Genomic DNA, 18,176 nt, shown 5'->3' with positions numbered 1-18,176 from the left:
CATGACACTCAAGAGCTTGATGACCGCACTGACATTCGTTGCCGCTGGAGTTGCGGCGGCCAATTCCTTTGCTGCTGTTGACCCTGCGATCAAGCCTTACGCCAAGACAACGGGTGTGTCCGGGAACCTGTCGAGTGTGGGGTCCGACACTCTGGCAAACCTGATGACCTTGTGGGCCGAGGCCTACAAGAAAGAATACCCAAGCGTGAATATCCAGATTCAGGCTGCCGGTTCATCGACTGCGCCGCCAGCCCTGACGGAAGGCACGGCCAACCTGGGGCCGATGAGCCGCAAGATGAAAGACGGTGAACTGTCGGCCTTTGAACTCAAGCACGGCTACAAGCCGACCGCCATTCCGGTGGCTGTGGATGCCCTGGCCGTATTTGTTCACAAGGACAACCCGGTCAAAGGCCTGACCATGCAGCAAGTGGACGCGATTTTTTCCGTAACCCGCCTGTGCGGTGCCAAGGCCGATGCCAAAACCTGGGGTGATGTCGGTGTGACCGGCGACCTGGCGAGCAAGCCGATTCAGTTGTTTGGCCGTAACTCCGTATCCGGCACTTATGGCTACTTCAAGGAAGAGGCACTGTGCAAAGGCGACTTCAAGGCCAACGTCAACGAGCAGCCAGGCTCGGCTTCGGTCGTCAGCTCCATCAGCAGTTCGCTGAACGGCATTGGTTACTCGGGTATCGGCTACAAGACTTCCAGCGTCAAGACTGTGCCTCTGGCCAAGAAAGAAGGCGCAGAGTTTGTCGAGGACAATGAAGCCAACGCCTTGAACGGCACTTATCCGCTGTCGCGTTTCCTCTACGTTTATGTGAACAAGGCACCGAACAAGCCTCTGGCTCCGCTGGAGGCCGAATTTCTGAAGCTGGTACTGTCAAGACAGGGCCAGGAAGTGGTGATGAAGGACGGGTACATTCCATTGCCGTCCCGTGTCGTCGAAAAGGCACTGACTGATCTGGGCCTGCAAGGTGCCTCGGGTGTCGCTTCCAAGTAACAGCAACACGAAGAGAGGCTGAAGGATTGGCCTCGCAACCCATTGAACAGTCCGCTGCCGGTTTTCCTGGGTGGCGGGCTTTTTTGCGTCACCTTGCTGTAATGTTTTTGTCATACAGAGCCGTTACGGTGTGCGCGCATGAATGATCTGGCTAAATCGAGAATGAATCAGAGTTCACCTCCACAGCGCATTGATTTCAATACGCCCGAGATGCAGCGAAAGCGCCGTGTTCGTGCCTTCAAGGATCGCCTGACCCGCTGGTATGTCGCCATCGGTGGCCTTGCCGTGCTCGCCGCCATCACCCTGATCTTTTTCTATCTCGCCTATGTCGTCGCGCCGCTTTTCAAGGGTGCCAGCCTGAGCGTGAAGACGCCTCTGAACGCTACCTGGATGCAGGACGCCGGCAAGCCGCTGATGATTGCCATCGAAGAACAGAACCAGATCGGGATGCGGGTTTCCGACAAGGGTGAAGTGATCTTCTTCGATATCAAGGACGGCAGCGAGCTGCAACGCATCAGCCTGCCGCTGCCTGCCGGTGTGAGCGTTGCGTCCATCGGCAAGGACCAGCCCGGCGCGCCGCTGATTGCACTGGGTCTGTCCAACGGCCAGGTGCTGATCTTCAAGCACGCCTATCAGACCACCTATCCTGACAACAAAAAGACCATCACGCCGAGCATTGCCTGGCCTTACGGTGAAACCCCGTTGGTGCTGGACGATCAGGGCCGAGCGGTTGAGTACGTCACCGTCAGTGCCAGTGGTGACAACCTAAAGATTGCGGGCTCCACCGGAACCCAGTTGCATGTTCTGGCGCTTGAGCAGACAGAAAACATGATGACGGGCGAGATGACCCGCGAGCAGAGCCGCATCGATCTGCCGCAGATGTCCGCTGCCGTCAAAGCCATCTACATCGATCCTCGTCAGCAATGGCTGTATGTGATCAATGGTCGTGCCCAGGCCGACGTGTTCAGCCTGCGTGACCGCACCCTCAATGGCCGCTATAAGCTGCTGGAAGACGGTAACGCGGAAATCACAGCCAGCTCCCAGCTGGTGGGCGGCATTTCGTTGATCATCGGTAACTCCAAGGGCGGCATGAGCCAGTGGTTCATGGCCCGTGATACCGATGGCGAGCAGCGCTTCATGCGCGTTCGTGACTTCAAGATGAGCAACGCGCCGATCGTTCAGATCAGGGCCGAGCAACGTCGCAAGGGTTTCATCGCGCTTGATGCTTCGGGCAAGCTGGGTGTGTTCCACAGTACGGCACACCGGACCCTGCTGGTCGATCAGGTGGTCGAAGGTTCGGGAATCCTGGCGTTGTCGCCACGGGCCAACCAGATTCTGGTCGAGAGCTCAGGCATGTTGCTGCCCATGACCCTGGATAACCCGCACCCGGAAGTGTCCTGGAGTTCGCTGTGGGGCAAGGTCTGGTATGAAAACTACGATGCGCCTCAGTATGTCTGGCAGTCCACGGCTTCCAACAGTGATTTCGAGCCTAAGCTGAGCCTCGCGCCGCTGACCTATGGCACGCTGAAAGCCGCGTTTTACGCAATGATCCTGGCCGCACCGCTGGCCATTGCTGCTGCGATCTATACCGCTTACTTCATGGCTCCGGGCATGCGCCGCAAGGTCAAGCCGGTCATCGAACTGATGGAAGCGATGCCGACGGTGATCCTCGGTTTCTTCGCCGGGTTGTTCCTGGCGCCGTATCTGGAAGGCCACTTGCCTGGCATCTTCAGCCTGCTGCTGTTGACGCCCATCGGCATCCTGCTGGCGGGTTTCCTGTGGACCCGCTTGCCCGAGTCGATTCGTCTGCGGGTGCCCGATGGTTGGGAGAGCGCCATTCTGCTGCCGGTCGTGCTGCTGGTGGGCTGGTTTTCCCTGAGCATGAGCCCGCATCTGGAGAACTGGTTCTTCGGCGGCGACATGCGCATGTGGATCAGCAATGACCTGGGCATCACCTACGATCAGCGCAATGCACTGGTCGTCGGTATCGCCATGGGGTTTGCAGTCATTCCCAATATTTATTCGATTGCCGAAGACGCCGTCTTCAGTGTGCCGCGCAGCCTGACCCTGGGTTCGCTGGCCCTGGGCGCGACGCCCTGGCAGACCCTGACTCGCGTGGTGATCCTGACCGCCAGCCCCGGCATCTTCTCGGCGCTGATGATCGGCATGGGGCGCGCTGTGGGTGAAACCATGATCGTGCTGATGGCCACGGGGAACACGCCGATCATGGACATGAATCTGTTCGAGGGCATGCGAACCCTGGCGGCCAACGTGGCCGTGGAAATGCCGGAATCTGAAGTCGGGGGCAGCCACTATCGCGTGCTGTTCCTGGCAGCGTTGGTGCTGCTGGTGTTCACCTTTGTCATGAACACCCTGGCAGAGCTGATCCGTCAGCGTCTGCGCAAGAAATACTCGTCGCTTTAAGGAAGGCAGAACTTAGTGAAACGGGACTCTCTCAAGAGCTGGTTCAAAAGCGGCGCCCCAGGCGTCTGGCTGAGTGCGGGCGCTGTTTCCATCGCGGTCATCATGACGATCGGTCTGCTGGCCGTGATTGCCGTGCGTGGTCTTGGGCACTTCTGGCCTGCGGATCTGGTGTATGCGCAATACGATGTTCCCGATCAGCCACCGCATGTATTGATCGGTGAACTGGTCGAGCAGGAGCAGGTGCCTCGCGCGCGTCTCAAAGGTGCTGGCTTGCCGGTGCCGGAAAACGGCCCCGAGTTCATGACCCGCGAGTTGTTCAAGGTTGGTAACCGTGACGTGAACCCCAGCGATTTCACCTGGGTGGTCGGCGAATGGCTGACGAGGCAAAGCCTGCCTGCCGAACTGATGACACTGGAGCGTCGTGAGTGGGGCAACTTCTATGGCTATCTGGTCAACGTCAAGGAAAACGGCACTGTTGTGGCCGAAGGCGAAGCGGCCTGGCCGATGTTGCAAGAGCGCATCAAACGGGTCGCGAAGCTGGCCGACGAGCTTTACAGCCTGGAAAAGAAAGATATTGGCGCCATCAACCACGGTATCGAGCGTCTGCGCCTTCAGGCCCGCAAGCTGGAGCTGGAAGGCCGGCTCGACGCGACTGCCCAGGCGGACATGGCGGCCGAGCGGGCTGAACTGGATGCCCGCTACAAAGTGATCGAAGAGCGGCTTGGCGGCCTGCATCAGGCTTTCGACCGTGACAGCCTGACAGCCCGCGATGCCAACGGCAAAGAAGTCGAGATCAGCCTGGGCAAAGTGGTGCATGCCTATCAGCCCAATGCCATGGGGTTCTTCACCAAGATCGGTTTCTACTTCAAGAAACTCTGGGAGTTCCTGAGCGAAGACCCCCGTGAAGCCAACACCGAAGGCGGTATTTTCCCGGCCATTTTCGGCACGGTGATGATGACGCTGATCATGGCCGTGATCGTGACCCCGTTCGGCGTGCTGGCGGCGGTCTATCTGCGTGAATATGCGCGCCAGGGTACGGTCACACGCTTGATCCGCATTGCCGTGAACAATCTGGCCGGTGTGCCGGCCATTGTCTATGGCGTGTTTGGCCTGGGCTTTTTTGTCTATGTGCTGGGCGGTTCTCTGGACCACCTGTTCTTCCCTGAAGCGCTACCCGCGCCGACCTTCGGCACGCCTGGTCTGTTATGGGCATCGCTGACCCTGGCGCTGCTGGCGGTGCCGGTGGTGATCGTTGCCACCGAAGAAGGTCTGGCGCGCATCCCCTTGAGCCTGCGTGAAGGTTCACTGGCGCTGGGTGCGACCAAGGCCGAAACCCTGTGGAAAATCGTTTTGCCCATGGCCAGCCCGGCAATGATGACCGGTCTGATCCTGGCCGTGGCCCGGGCCGCAGGCGAGGTCGCGCCATTGATGCTGGTGGGGGTGGTCAAGCTGGCGCCGTCGTTGCCGCTGGACGGGAATTACCCCTATCTGCATCTGGACCAGAAGATCATGCACCTGGGCTTCCATATTTATGACGTGGGCTTCCAGAGCCCCAATGTCGAGGCTGCACGCCCGCTGGTGTATGCCACGGCCTTGCTGCTGGTGCTGGTGATCGCCTTGCTCAATTTGTCGGCGGTCGCCATTCGTAACCATTTGCGCGAGAAGTACAAGGCGCTCGACAACTGATCCGAAAGTACCGCCCCGCACAGGCTGGGCGGTTCGATGATGCGAAAAGTTCGCACAGGAGCAATCCATGCAACACGAAGGCTCAAACCACGGCGTCAATATGTCGGCCCTGGGGCGTAACAAGTCGGGCTTGCACCTGGCCGATGAAATCGTGGCGATTGAAGTGCCGGGCCTGAACCTGTTTTACAGTGAAAAGCAGGCTCTGTTCGACGTCAGCCTGAATATCCCCAAGCAGAAGGTGACGTCCTTCATCGGCCCGTCCGGTTGTGGCAAGTCGACGCTGTTGCGCACCTTCAATCGCATGAACGATCTGGTCGACGGTTGCCGGGTGGAAGGCGCCATCAACCTCTATGGCCACAACATCTACAGCAAGGGCGAGGAAGTCGCAGAGCTGCGCCGTCGCGTCGGCATGGTGTTCCAGAAGCCGAACCCGTTTCCCAAGACGATCTACGAGAACGTGGTCTACGGGCTGCGCCTTCAAGGGATCAACAAGAAGCGCGTACTCGATGAAGCTGTCGAGTGGGCACTCAAAGGTGCAGCCTTGTGGGATGAGGTCAAGGACCGGCTGCATGAGTCGGCGCTTGGTCTGTCCGGCGGTCAGCAGCAGCGGCTGGTGATTGCCCGCACTATCGCCGTGGAGCCGGAAGTCCTGCTGCTCGACGAACCCTGTTCGGCGCTCGATCCGATTTCGACGCTGAAAGTTGAAGAACTGATCTACGAACTGAAATCGAAATACACCATTGTGATCGTTACCCACAACATGCAGCAGGCGGCACGGGTCTCGGATTACACCGCTTTTATGCACATGGGCAAACTCGTCGAGTTCGGTGATACGGATACATTGTTCACCAATCCGACCAAAAAACAGACAGAAGACTACATCACCGGTCGTTACGGCTAGGACGTGCTTCGTCAGCCCTGAACCACCGCTGCGTTTTCGCAATTAACCGGACGTTCCAAGGACACCCAGCATGATCCACAAAGACAGCCATACACATCACATCTCCCAACAGTTCAATGCCGAACTCGAAGAAGTTCGCAGCCATTTGCTAGAAATGGGTGGCCTGGTCGAGAAGCAGGTCAACGATGCCGTTACCGCCTTGATCGAAGCCGACTCGGGTCTGGCTCAGCGGGTTCGCGAAGTCGATGACCGGATCAACCAGATGGAGCGCAATATCGACGAGGAATGCCTGCGCATTCTCGCTCGTCGGCAGCCGGCGGCTTCTGACTTGCGTCTGATCATCAGTATCTCCAAGTCGGTCATCGATCTGGAGCGTATCGGTGATGAAGCGACCAAGATTGCGCGTCGTGCCATCCAGTTGTGCGAAGAAGGCGAGTCTCCGCGTGGTTATGTCGAAGTGCGTCATATCGGCGACCAGGTGCGTAACATGGTGCGTGATGCGCTGGACTCGTTCGCTCGTTTCGACGCCGAACTGGCCTTGTCCGTCGCCCAGTACGACAAAGTCATCGACCGGGAATACAAGACTGCGCTGCGTGAGCTGGCGACCTACATGATGGAAGATCCGCGCTCGATCTCCCGTGTACTGAACGTGATCTGGGTCCTGCGTTCGCTGGAGCGTATCGGCGACCACGCCCGCAATATTTCCGAGCTGGTGATTTATCTGGTGCGTGGCACGGATGTTCGCCACATGGGTCTCAAGCGCATGAAAGAAGAAGTGCAGGGCATCGTGAGCGAAACCTCTAATGTTCCGGGTAAGGCTGACGATAATTAAGATTGCCTGCGAAAAAAACGCCCAGCATGCGCTGGGCGTTTTTCGTTCAGGGGATTAATATCTGCATCCGCCCGCGTATCTGAAATGCTGGCGCAGTCTCATTCAATATGGCAGTTGGCTACCAGTCAACGCTATGCTTGCCGAAACAAAGGGCGTGTTGGCACACCGCAATTCACCTTCAAGGTGAACACGCCCGCAGGAGCGTAGATGAGTAAAGTCAGTGTATTAGTGGTGGATGACGCGACTTTCATCCGCGACTTGGTAAAAAAAGGGCTGCGCAATTATTTCCCCGGTATTCATACCGAGGACGCGGTCAACGGGCGTAAGGCCCAGGCATTGCTGGTTCGTGAGACCTTCGATCTGATTCTCTGCGACTGGGAAATGCCGGAAATGTCGGGCCTGGAGCTGTTGGCCTGGTGCCGCGAGCAAGACAGTTACCTCAAGACCGTTCCATTCATCATGGTGACCAGCCGTGGTGACAAGGAAAACGTTGTCCAGGCCATTCAGGCTGGCGTAACCGATTTCGTCGGCAAGCCGTTCACCAACGAGCAGTTGCTGACCAAGGTCAAGAAAGCCCTGGCCAAGGTGGGCAAGCTTGATCAGGTGATGTCCGGTGCTCCGGCGCGCATGAACTCGCCTCTCAATGACTCCTTGAGCGCATTGACCGGCGGCAAGGCCGAAGTGGTCCGCGGTGGAGCGCCTGCCCAGGCATCGGCCGGTATCGCCAAGGCTCCGCCCGTAGCTGCCAAGGCCGCCGAGCCGGCAGGACGTGGGCAAGGCCAGTTGCGCCTGCCAAACGGTAATCAGCCATGCGTCATCAAGACCCTGAGCCTGAAGGAAGCCCTGTTGCTGATTCGTCGCACCGACGCACTGCCGCAGATTCTCGACAGCGCCGTTCTGGACCTTGAACAGGGCGAGAGCAATGAAGTGGCGCGTTTGAACGGCTACCTGCATGCCGTTGTGGCCTTCGAGCAGAAACCTGACAGCGAATGGCTGCAAGTGACCTTCCGCTTCGTGGACCAGGATGCACAGAAGCTCGACTATCTGTCGCGCCTGATCGCCCGCGGCACAGCCCAGAAGCACTTCGTTCCAGGTGCCTGATTGCTGATCCCTTCGCGAATGAATTCGCTCCTACGGTAGGAGCGGACTTGTCCGCGAAGACGTTGTTCCAGACGGCTCATCTTGATCCCTTCGCGAATGAATTCGCTCCTACAGTAGGAGCGGACTTGTCCGCGAAGACGGTGTTCCAGACAGCGCATCTTGATCCCTTCGCGAATGAATTCGCTCCTAAAGTAGGAGCGGATTTATCCGCGAGACGGTCTTCCAGACCCCCATATCTATAATCTCCCGCGAATGAACTCCCCTCTGTTTCAGACTTTTCCTGCGCAATAAATACGAGCTTTCCGGTTCCGGAGGCTGGTTGTTGCCTATTCGGTTTGTCTCGCCGCATGACATATGCATACGAGACTACCCAAATGACGCTTACCGCAATTCAACCGCTGAATATTCAAACCATCAGCTCCTGCCGATTGTTCTTCAATATCCATCAAGCCCTGGGCGTCGATCCTGCCGAACACTATATGGTCGATGCCGAGGCCTTGCCCGATGAGCATTTTCGGGTTGCCAGGCTCGTCCTTCAGCACTTGCTTGGCGGGGATACGAGCTTCTCGAATAGCAGCCCTGCGCACCCGAAGTCGCCGCAGGGGCAGAAGCTGTTTCTGGTCTACCAAAGCGAAAAGGCCTGGAAGCTGTACGCCGATGCAATGGAGACGTCTCTGTCTGAAGTAACGCCCTGGCATGTGCATCAGTTTTTTGCACGAATTGCCTGGCTCGATGAGTCCACGGTCACTACCGACACGGCCAGGGCGCAGCTAGAGGATTACTTGTATGGACTTCGCTCTTACAAGAGCGCGGATGTTGTACTTAGCCTCAAGGACTATCCCGAACTGGGCAGGTTATTAACATCCGTGCCAGAAGACCTGCGTCTGTGGATGGTGCAGTTCAAGCGTGGGGCTCGCTTGATGTCTGTCGGGGAGTGGATAGCGCGCAGTTCCGGGCGCTCACTTTATAACGGCATCTCTGCATCAAGAGGCGAGAAGGCCCGGCGCGCGTTGAGTGTGTGTTGTGACGTCATCGCGGCACTGATCCCGCCTGGCGAATACCGCGACAGAGCTTTATGGGCTGCGCTTGAAGAGAAGCTGGCAACGATCGAAGTATGGTGGCTGCTTGAGTTCTATCTGAAAGCGGGTTCGCAGATTGCTTCGCCGTGTGAAGGTTTGCAGCTCGACTTCCTGACGCCTACACCCTCCGCCAGCCGTGCCGAGTTTTATCGCAAGGTGGTGGCTTATGCCGCTAACCCCGATGACGAAGCCTGGTTGTCCCTGGCCATCGCCAATGCGAAGGGGGCGCCCGGCATGCGTGCGCTCTCGCTGGGGACCGAGTTGCACTGCAAATATTCAGGCCTGGCGTTCGAGTCAGCCATCGCACTGGCCGCACTGCTGTTGCAGTCGCAGTTGCAATCGAGTCGTGTACTGGACGATTCACTGCCAACCTGCCGTGGACTGAATGAGCATGTCCCACCTCTGGACACCTGGAGCACAGTGCGCAATGTCGACGATCTGTTTCAGCAACTGGGTATTGGCTTGTTGTGCAGGCTGGATGGCGATGCACGGGTCCTGCGCTGGAGGCCTTCGCAAACCTGGCATGCGCTGATCCAGACCGCCCGCTTCAAATCCATCTTTGCTCCGCTGCTCAACAGCATGCAGTGGTACGGAGCCCTGACACACGAACAGGCCTCGCCTCTGGTGACTCAGGCGCTGGCGGGCCGTGCCGTGGTCGATTACTTCCTTGGTGCAACCCGGACTTTTACCGAGCCACTGGCAAAGACACTTCGCGGTGCGTGGGTCTGTGAATACAGCCATGTGCAGCTTTGCGCAAAGGTCCGGGCCGATATCAAGGCGCGCCAGCCCGGCGTGTCACCCCCCGTCCTTGAGATGCTTTTTACCTGCTGGTGCGCGAGGCGATGCCTGAGTTGTTGGTGGAAGGCGTCCCCGATCACCTTCAATACGGGCGATCTCTGCAAAGCGTGGCTTTGATCCATGGCGTTGCTCTGCTTGAAAGCATGCGGCCGGGCCATTCCCTTGCGCCCCAATATGATGCTCTGGTCGGGATCAGCGCAGAGCTGACCCAATCAAGCGATGCCAATGTCCATGCCCTGTGGGCAAGAACGCTGGCTATTCCGGCTCTGCGATATGCCATTGCCCATGGCGGTATTGAATGGTCGGGTGCTGACAATCTGGATCAGGCAAGCGCTGCGCAAATCAGCCAGGCCCTGAGCTACTTCAAGGCACAGCAGGAACTGCATGCCTCTGAGCTGAATGATTTGCTGAGCGCCAGGCCGCCGGATCGCAAGCGTCTTGCCGAGCAAATGCTGACCGAGGCAAATGTCGATCGCCGGATCTGGCCGCTCTCCATCAAGGTTCACGGCTGGCCAATCCTGCAGGAGCACGGTTTCACAATCGCGAATTCCTACTCTATCGATCGCTTGCTGGCTGCCGGGCGTCCGCAGGCTTCCGTGCTGGAGCTGGTGATGATGGGAGAGGCGTATATAAAGGGCAAACCGACGATTCCCGAGGCCTACGCCAGCGCGTTCGACTCATTCCAGCGAGAGCTGACCCGTGCTGAAGCCAGGGTCATGGCCCGGTTGCTGGCCGAGATGCAGGTTACAGATCGCACAGCACTGCTGAACTCGACCTGCGAAGTGAGCCGTGTGGCGTTTGGTGCAGAAGAGGGTGTTCACGGGCTTTTCGTTCGTTGCCAGCCGGGCGATCATCGAGCTGACTTCCACGATCATAAGGCCGAAGAGGTTTTCTATGAGTTGATCCCGGCTGGCGGTGTGATCCGTAAAGTCGCTCAGCGTTTCCAGTACAAGATCGAGCCTGACAGAGGCTTCAGCGGAAATATCGTAGAAACCGTCGAGAAGAGAGAGCGCAATGCCGCCAAGGCTGCCAAGGCGCTGGTCACGCCATTATTGCCCTTGGATGGCGATGCTTATCTGAAGGGGACTGCCTCACGTTCCTCGGCTGTTTACCATCATCCCCGTCAGGGAGTGCTGGTTCCTTGCGCTGAACTCATTCATCTGCCCGGAGGTAGTGAGCAGGCCAGGCTCGAAGCCTTTGTGCAGGTTGCTGCGAGCCATTTGTTTACCCGTTTTCTGGAGGGAAGCAGGGTCGAACATGAACATGTTACCCAGTGGGAGCAACTGTGGGCCAAAGAGCGCGAATATGCCGACATCACGGCCCGTCTGCTCATTCCTTTCTATGGCTGTGCCACTGATCTGGCCCATGGTGAGCACTCTGCCGGTGTCATCGTCGGGTGTGTGATGGAGGTGGCTTTTGCACTGATTCCGGCCGGTCAATTCGCCGGCTCTACGGCCAGGATTGTCATGAAGGCCGGTGAGATGAGCGTTCTGTCAGTGTTTAAGCTGACGGGTAAAGCGGTGGCCCGTCTGGTCGCAGGGCTGGCAGAGCAAAGTGCATTGTTTGTCGTGCGCGATGTGGGCAAGTTCGCACTGAAGGTTGGCAGGCTTGGATGGTCGAGACTGCTGGAGCAAGTGCCTTCACTGAAAAAGGTCTTTGCTTCGCAAGCCTTTCTGGAAAGCGGAATCACCCTCGACAAGGGCATGTACCGAATCGCGGACAGCGCGGAGCACCCTTGGCGCCCCAAGGTTAAAGCACAGGATAAGCGGGCTGTTGTCGATGGCCGGTCCGACGTGGTCGTGCGTAATGTCGGGACCCTGCAGGAGCCGGATTTCAGGTTGCTCGATCCTGAGTCCGATGCAGTGTTCGGGAAAAGGCTGACATCTGTTTCAAAAAACCGTCCGCTGGAGTTTTCAATATCGTCCGCCGACGAGGGCATTGGCCCAGGCCACTATCCGGTCGTGTTGCCGGTGACGTCGCAGGTGGGTGGCTTTTCTGAACTGCGTATTGCCCCAAACTGTGCTGTACAGGTCATCGAAAGAGAGGAGGGTGTGTTCGATATTCTGGTCGATGGCGAGGTTTATCATCTGAATGCTGGCGCTACGGATGCTGCGATGCGCAAGCTTGCGGCCAGTAAGCTCTCCTCCCATGCAGACTGGCTGAGTGAAATCGAAAACCTGTGCAGGCCTCGTCGCAACCTGGAGTCGGTGCCCTGCGCGACAGGTGTAAAGCTGGTAACACCGACGCCAGAGCCCTTGAGGCCGGGGTCAACCTCTCCCAAGCGAACCGGCAAATACCCGAGCCATGCCATGGATGCCCGTGAGTTCACTCTGGCCACACTGACCACAGGCGCTGGAGAAACCTCGCAAAGCCTCGATGTCTTTGTCTATGAAGGGAAGTTTTGCAAATGGGCCGAGTCGTCTGAAGCAGGGCCATCGACTTCGGCGCAGGCACCGGCACCGGCAGGCAAAGTGGTCGTGCCTCTTTCCGAGGAGGAGCGGGAGCTTTTCTCATTACCTGAAGCACCGGTATACCTGCCGGAGCTGGATGGGATCTTGTCGGCTGAGGGTAAATTGGGTGTACCTCCAAATTACGCCCCCGAAGATACTGCCTTCGTTTATGAGTTTGCCCCGGTTATTGAATTCGGGGCCATAGCCCAAGGGGTCAGCGATACTCGGGCCTTGCGCGGTATGCGCCTCAACCTTGCGGATAAAGAGTGGATTTTCGTCGAGCCTGACACGGGTGCGTTCTATAAGACCCGAGCCCCCACCAGTAATCGCATTGAGTTGAAGTTCGCTCGCGTTACTGATGTCGACGAGATCAATGAGTTCATCCGGGTATCGGAGAAATACCGATTGGTGCGGGAGCGTCCGAATATAGAGACGGATCGGGAAAATATCGCACGTCTGCTCTTTGATCTGCTCGATGAGTCTGAACGGGATGCGTGGAAAGTTTCCTGGACCCCGCAGATCGCTTCTTATGATGACTATGCGCGGTGGTGTATTGCCAATGGGCAGGAAAATGCACTTCTGGGGTTTGCCAGTGAGATTCTTGCAGGCGAAGAAATCCAGAAGAAATTCGTGGAACTTGCCAAACAGTGCATTCCCGACTTCATGAAGATTGCCCAGAGAAGCGTGCCTGAAAAGCAGCATATCCTGGAAGTTCTCAACAGGCTTTTGCCGGTAGCGGGCTCGAAAGGCAAATGGGTAGAGCTGAATATGCAGAGCATTATTACCCCCAAGGCTACCAAAGCGATTCTGAGCCAGATCAAGGGTGCCAATCTTTCCTTTGCCCAGGTTTATACCGAGTCCGGGGAGCGGGTCGTGTATTACGCGCTTTCTGGTGGAGAGAAAGCCAGAGGCCTTAAATTACGGATCGATTCTGCTGAAACGACCGAGCAGATCTTTGACGGGGTCATATTCCGCGATGCCCGTGCCCGAATGGCAAGCCGCCAGCCTGACCCTCGGTTTACCAGCCTGCCGGTGGTCAGGGATGCCGCTCGCACTGTGATTCGGGATTTCAGCCGTGACCTTGATGCGGAGCGATTGATCGCAACCGTGCTGAAAGAGGATATGGCGACGACGCGCCTGACTCATATCAGGTTCTTTACCGTGCTCGATACCTGCCGATCCTGTGGTGGATTCGTACTGCCTCGCTTGAAGCTGGATTTTCCTGACGCCCTGTTTTCCGTGACCTACCTGAAAAATTACACCTTTTCGTAACGGCTTCTGACCTGTGCGGTGTGCCTGGCACACCGCGCAGCAGCACCATGGCGTGTGTTTCTTGACGCTTGAGCCATGCCCGATTGATACGCCAGTGTCCTTTTCTGTTCTTAACGCTGCTAGGCTTGGACCCTGTTTCCCATGACCCAGAACACTTCTGATGCTTGAACGCCTGCTGATCCTGATCGCCCTGACGCTGGCTAGCCAAACGGCCGGTGCGGTCACGATCTATAAAACCGTCGATGCCGATGGCGTCGTTTCGTTTTCCGACCGTCCTGCCGCCGGGGCTTCTGTGGTGGTGTTTCGGGACCGTATGGTCGAACACTTCGAGAAACAGGTGCATTTGAGCGTCAAGAAGGAAAGCGGCATTCACAGCCTCTATGTGCGCAACGATCTGTATGCGCCGGTCGAGGTCGAACTCAAGCTCTCTGGCCTGAGTAACGTGCTCGGGATCAACGGGTCGTCATCAACCATTCGCCGCACGGTGCCTGCACGCAGCAACGAGCGCATGATCGTGCTGAGCCCAAGGCAAGTGGGCAAGGCCATGAACTACGCCTCGATACTGACGTCCACTCTGGGTGATCCGAAGCGGGCTACGCAGGCCTACAAGTACCCTTTGCCGTGGGTGGGTGGGCCGTTTCGCCTGACGCAGGGGCCTGGCGGCAAATATAGCCATTACGGCGCCAAAGGCCGTTACGCGATGGACATCGCCATGCCCGAAGGCACGCCTATCATTGCGGCGCGCTCGGGTACGGTGGTCAAGGTCGAGAACAATCAGACCGGCAGAGGCTCGAACCCGTCAGGCAATTTCGTGCGGATCCTGCACGACGACGGCACCATGGGCGTCTATCTGCACCTGATGCGCGGTTCGGTGAGTGTCAGGGAAGGTCAGCAAGTACACGTTGGCAGCCCGCTGGCGCGGTCTGGCAATACCGGCAACAGCACCGGCCCGCACCTGCATTTCGTTATTCAGCGCAATACCGGACAGGCGCTGGAATCCATTCCCTATGAATTCGCCACGCCGATCCAGAGCCTGCCCAATTTCGCCGTGGGCGGGAATTAGGGCTTCGCGAATAAATTCGCTCCCACGGTAGGAGCGAACGAATGATCAATCAATCGATCTTCAGCACCTTGGCCAATACGATCTTCGGACCTTTCATCTTCTTGATGATGATGCGCAGGCCTTCGACTTCCATCTGCTCTTCTTCTTCCGGCACCCGTTTCAGGGTTTCGTAGATCAGGCCAGCCAGTGTTTCGGCTTCGATGTGGTCCAGATCGATACCCAGCAGGCGTTCGACCTTGAAGAGTGGCGTGTCGCCACGCACCAGCAGTTTGCCCGGCTGATACGCCAGGATGCCGCGTTCGACCTTGCGGTGTTCATCCTGAATATCGCCGACCAGCACTTCCAGCACGTCTTCCATGGTCAGGTAGCCGATGACTTTGCCGTCGGCCTCTTCGACCAGCGCGAAGTGCGCGCCACCCTTGCGGAACTGCTCCAGCAGTTGCGACAGCGGCATATGCCGTGAAACGCGCTCCAGCGGGCGAATCAGTTCTGCGAGGTTGAAGGATTCCGGAATATGGTCCAGCGCCGCCAGTTCCAGCAGCAGGTCCTTGATGTGAAGCAGGCCGACGAACTCGGAACGCTCTGCATCGTAGACGGGATAACGGCTGAACTTGTGGCGGCGGAACAGAGCCAGGATTTCCTTGAGCGGTGCATTGCAGTCCAGGGAAACCAGATCCTCACGGGAGTTGGCCCAGTCGACGACTTCCAGTTCGCCCATTTCCACCGCCGAAGCCAGCACGCGCATGCCTTGATCGCTCGGGTCCTGGCCTCGGCTGGAGTGCAGGATCAGTTTCAGTTCGTCGCGGCTGTAGCTGTGTTCATGATGCGGGCCGGGCTCGCCCTGACCGGCAATGCGCAGGATGGCGTTGGCGCTGGCGTTGAGCAGGTAGATTGCCGGGTACATCATCCAGTAGAACAGATACAGCGGCACGGCGGTCCACAGCGACAGCAGCTCCGGCTTGCGAATGGCCCAGGATTTGGGGGCCAGTTCGCCGATCACGATATGCAGGTAGGAAATGATGAAGAACGCCGTGAAGAACGACACGCCCTTGATCACCTCGGCGGACTCCACGCCCATGGCTCCTAGCAACGGCTCCAGCAAGTGGGCGAATGCAGGCTCGCCAACCCAGCCCAGGCCGAGGGAGGCGAGGGTAATACCCAGTTGGCAGGCGGACAGGTAAGCATCCAGTTGCCCGTGGACCGTGCGCAGGATGTGGCCGCTCCAGCCGTTTTTCTTGGCGATGGCCTCGACGCGGGTCGAGCGCAGTTTGACCATGGCGAACTCTGCTGCAACGAAGAAGCCGTTGAGCAGGACCAGGAACAAAGCAAAAAGAATCATGCCGAAATCGGCGAAGAGTGAAGCCGTGCTGATACTAGGGGAAGGGTCCATGGTGGGGTTTTGCGGAATCCGTTTTATTCAAAGTAGGGTGGTGCGGCACAGAAAATGGCGCCATGAACGAGGCAATGTAGCGGCTAGAAGCCAGCTTGCCTAGTAGTCTGGATCCCCATCTCCGGGTTTTGCCATCTGGATGGCTGCAAAATGACAGGTGAACACACTGCCCTTGCCCGGCACGCTGTTGATTTCAAGAGTGCCGCGATGGCGCAGCAGTACATGTTTCACGATAGCCAGTCCCAGGCCGGTGCCGCCTGTATTGGATGCACGGCTGGTGTCGACGCGGTAGAACCGCTCGGTCAGGCGCGGCAGATGCTTGGTTTCGATACCGATTCCCGAGTCCTGCACGCTCAGGTGAGCGCCGCGTTCATCGCTCCACCAGCGAATACGGATGTTGCCTTCTGCCGGTGTGTATTTCACAGCATTGAAAATCAGGTTGGAAAACGCACTGCGCAGCTCGGTTTCACTGCCTTTGAGCTGCATGTCGCTTTCGACATCAAGCGTGATCTGATGGTTCTTGCTGGCTGACAAGGCTTTGGCATCGGCCTTGATGGTCTTGAGCAGTGTCACAACCGCCACCGGATGGTTGTCCGAGGGGTAGTCGGTTGCTTCAAGTTTGGCCAGCAGCAGCAAGTCGTTGAGCAGCGTCTGCATGCGTCCGCCTTGCTGATGCATCTGCTGCAAGGCCCGGACCCAGCGCGGATTCACCTCATCAACGTTGTCGAGCAGCGTTTCCAGATAGCCGAAGATGACCGTCAGCGGCGTGCGCAGCTCATGGGAAACGTTGGCCACGAAGTCTTTACGCATCTGTTCCAGTTGATGGATGCGCGTCACATCGCGCACCAGCATCAGGTGTTCGTTGTTGCCATAACGGGTAATCAACAGCTGGATGCGCAAGTGGTCCTTGGTCGGAGAGGGAATTTCCAGCGGTTCGCTGTAGTTGCCCAGCGCGAAGTATTCCTTGAAGCGCGGATGGCGGACCAGGTTGGTGACCGGTTGGCCGCTGTCCTGAGGTGTCTTGAGGCCCAGAAGCGTTTCGGCTGCGCGGTTCCACCATTCCAGGTTGCCCTCGCTGTCGAGCATGATCACTGCGTCCCGAAGCGCCGCAGTGGATTCCTGGACACGGTCGATGACCGCTTGCAGGCGACCACGCACACGTTGGTCCCGGCGCTGCAAGTGATAGATGCTGTCGAAGACTTCGCCCCACAGGCCATAGCCATCAGGTGGTGGCTCGTCAGTCGCATGATTGCTCAGCCATTCATGCAGGCGCAGCAATTGCTTGAGGGTCCAGGCCAGGTAAAGCCCCAGCCCGATAGCCAGGCTCCAGCCATGTTCGCCGCTTATCAGGCCGACCACCAGGCAGGCGGTAACCAGCAGCAACATATGGCGTATCAGCGTACCGTGCCAGTTACGATTCAATTGAAAGTACATCCTTGACGGGTACACATTGGCGGATGCCCTGTGTCTCTACGAAAACGGCTCTCAGCTTTTGGTGGAAAAGCGATAGCCGGTGCCGCGCACGGTTTGTACCAGATTCTCGTAAGCATCGCCCAAGGCTTTGCGCAGGCGTCGGATATGGACGTCCACGGTACGCTCTTCGACATAGACGTTGCCTCCCCAGACTTGATCCAGCAATTGGCCGCGGGTGTAGGCGCGTTCCTGGTGGGTCATGAAGAATTGCAGCAGACGGTATTCGGTAGGCCCCATTTCTGCCGGTTTGCCATCGATGGTTACACGGTGGCTGACCGGGTCTAGCAGCAGACCACCGACTTCTATCGGCGCTTCGCCGTCGCTCGGGCCTGCGCGGCGCAGTACAGCCTTCAGGCGCGCCACCAGCTCGCGCGGCGAGAAGGGTTTGGTGATGTAATCGTCGGCACCGACTTCAAGACCCTGGATCTTGTTGTCCTCTTCGCCCTTGGCCGTCAGCATGATGATCGGGATGTCGCCGGTCAGTTCGTCACGCTTGAGGCGACGTGCCAGCTCGATACCGGATGTGCCGGGCAGCATCCAGTCGAGCAGGATAAGGTCTGGTTTGCGGTCGACGATAATCGCATGGGCCTGTTGGGAGTTCTCGGCCTCCATACAGTCATAGCCGGCCATTTCCAATGCGACGGCGATCATTTCACGAATCGGGGCTTCGTCGTCAACGATCAGGATGCTCCTGCCAGCCATGCTTG

General features: G+C 57.9%; 12 protein-coding genes. 9 read left to right on the top strand and 3 right to left on the bottom strand.

Features of this window, described 5'->3' with window-relative positions; genetic code table 11:
* The first annotated feature begins 1 nt into the window (after position 1).
* From ACODS3_RS09030 to ACODS3_RS08990, 9 genes are all read left to right on the top strand, one after another.
* Positions 2-1,000: a phosphate ABC transporter substrate-binding protein PstS family protein gene (locus ACODS3_RS09030; protein ID WP_201001256.1), complete on the top strand. Its 999-nt coding sequence runs from the start codon at positions 2-4 to the stop codon at positions 998-1,000.
* Between the two features lie 390 nt (positions 1,001-1,390).
* Positions 1,391-3,424, top strand: a complete 2,034-nt coding sequence (locus ACODS3_RS09025; protein ID WP_304574241.1) for an ABC transporter permease subunit — start codon at positions 1,391-1,393, stop codon at positions 3,422-3,424.
* Positions 3,425-3,439: 15 nt separating this feature from the next.
* Positions 3,440-5,110, top strand: a complete 1,671-nt coding sequence (gene pstA / locus ACODS3_RS09020; RefSeq protein WP_201019721.1) for a phosphate ABC transporter permease PstA — start codon at positions 3,440-3,442, stop codon at positions 5,108-5,110.
* 67 nt (positions 5,111-5,177) lie between these two features.
* Positions 5,178-6,011: a phosphate ABC transporter ATP-binding protein PstB gene (pstB, locus tag ACODS3_RS09015; protein ID WP_201001252.1), complete on the top strand. Its 834-nt coding sequence runs from the start codon at positions 5,178-5,180 to the stop codon at positions 6,009-6,011.
* A gap of 70 nt (positions 6,012-6,081) precedes the next feature.
* Positions 6,082-6,843, top strand: a complete 762-nt coding sequence (gene phoU, locus ACODS3_RS09010; protein WP_201001250.1) for a phosphate signaling complex protein PhoU — start codon at positions 6,082-6,084, stop codon at positions 6,841-6,843.
* A gap of 207 nt (positions 6,844-7,050) precedes the next feature.
* Positions 7,051-7,944 (top strand): response regulator, encoded by an 894-nt coding sequence (locus ACODS3_RS09005; RefSeq protein ID WP_201001249.1) that lies wholly within the window; start codon positions 7,051-7,053, stop codon positions 7,942-7,944.
* Positions 7,945-8,318: 374 nt separating this feature from the next.
* Positions 8,319-9,938 (top strand): hypothetical protein, encoded by a 1,620-nt coding sequence (locus tag ACODS3_RS09000; protein WP_489034005.1) that lies wholly within the window; start codon positions 8,319-8,321, stop codon positions 9,936-9,938.
* Positions 9,866-13,543 (top strand): deaminase domain-containing protein, encoded by a 3,678-nt coding sequence (locus ACODS3_RS08995; RefSeq protein ID WP_489034004.1) that lies wholly within the window; start codon positions 9,866-9,868, stop codon positions 13,541-13,543. The genes ACODS3_RS09000 and ACODS3_RS08995 overlap by 73 nt, the downstream gene beginning before the upstream one ends.
* Before the next feature lie 160 nt (positions 13,544-13,703).
* Entirely contained in the window at positions 13,704-14,606 is a 903-nt protein-coding gene (locus ACODS3_RS08990) for a peptidoglycan DD-metalloendopeptidase family protein (RefSeq protein ID WP_201019719.1), read from the top strand.
* 49 nt (positions 14,607-14,655) lie between these two features.
* Here the strand turns inward: ACODS3_RS08990 and ACODS3_RS08985 are convergent, their stop codons facing one another.
* The 3 genes from ACODS3_RS08985 to phoB all read right to left on the bottom strand — a co-directional run bounded on the left by ACODS3_RS08985 (position 14,656) and on the right by phoB (position 18,171).
* Positions 14,656-15,996, bottom strand: coding sequence for a hemolysin family protein (locus ACODS3_RS08985; RefSeq protein WP_201001244.1), 1,341 nt, complete (start codon positions 15,994-15,996; stop codon positions 14,656-14,658).
* Between the two features lie 99 nt (positions 15,997-16,095).
* Positions 16,096-17,430, bottom strand: a complete 1,335-nt coding sequence (phoR, locus tag ACODS3_RS08980) for a phosphate regulon sensor histidine kinase PhoR (protein WP_201001243.1) — start codon at positions 17,428-17,430, stop codon at positions 16,096-16,098.
* Between the two features lie 51 nt (positions 17,431-17,481).
* A complete protein-coding gene (gene phoB, locus ACODS3_RS08975; protein WP_025262540.1) occupies positions 17,482-18,171 on the bottom strand; it encodes a phosphate regulon transcriptional regulator PhoB in 690 nt (229 codons plus the stop codon).
* Between the last annotated feature and the right edge of the window lie 5 nt (positions 18,172-18,176).

It is taken from the genome of Pseudomonas sp. FG43, assembly GCF_057809175.1.
This window is presented reverse-complemented; position numbering and strand designations above follow the sequence as displayed.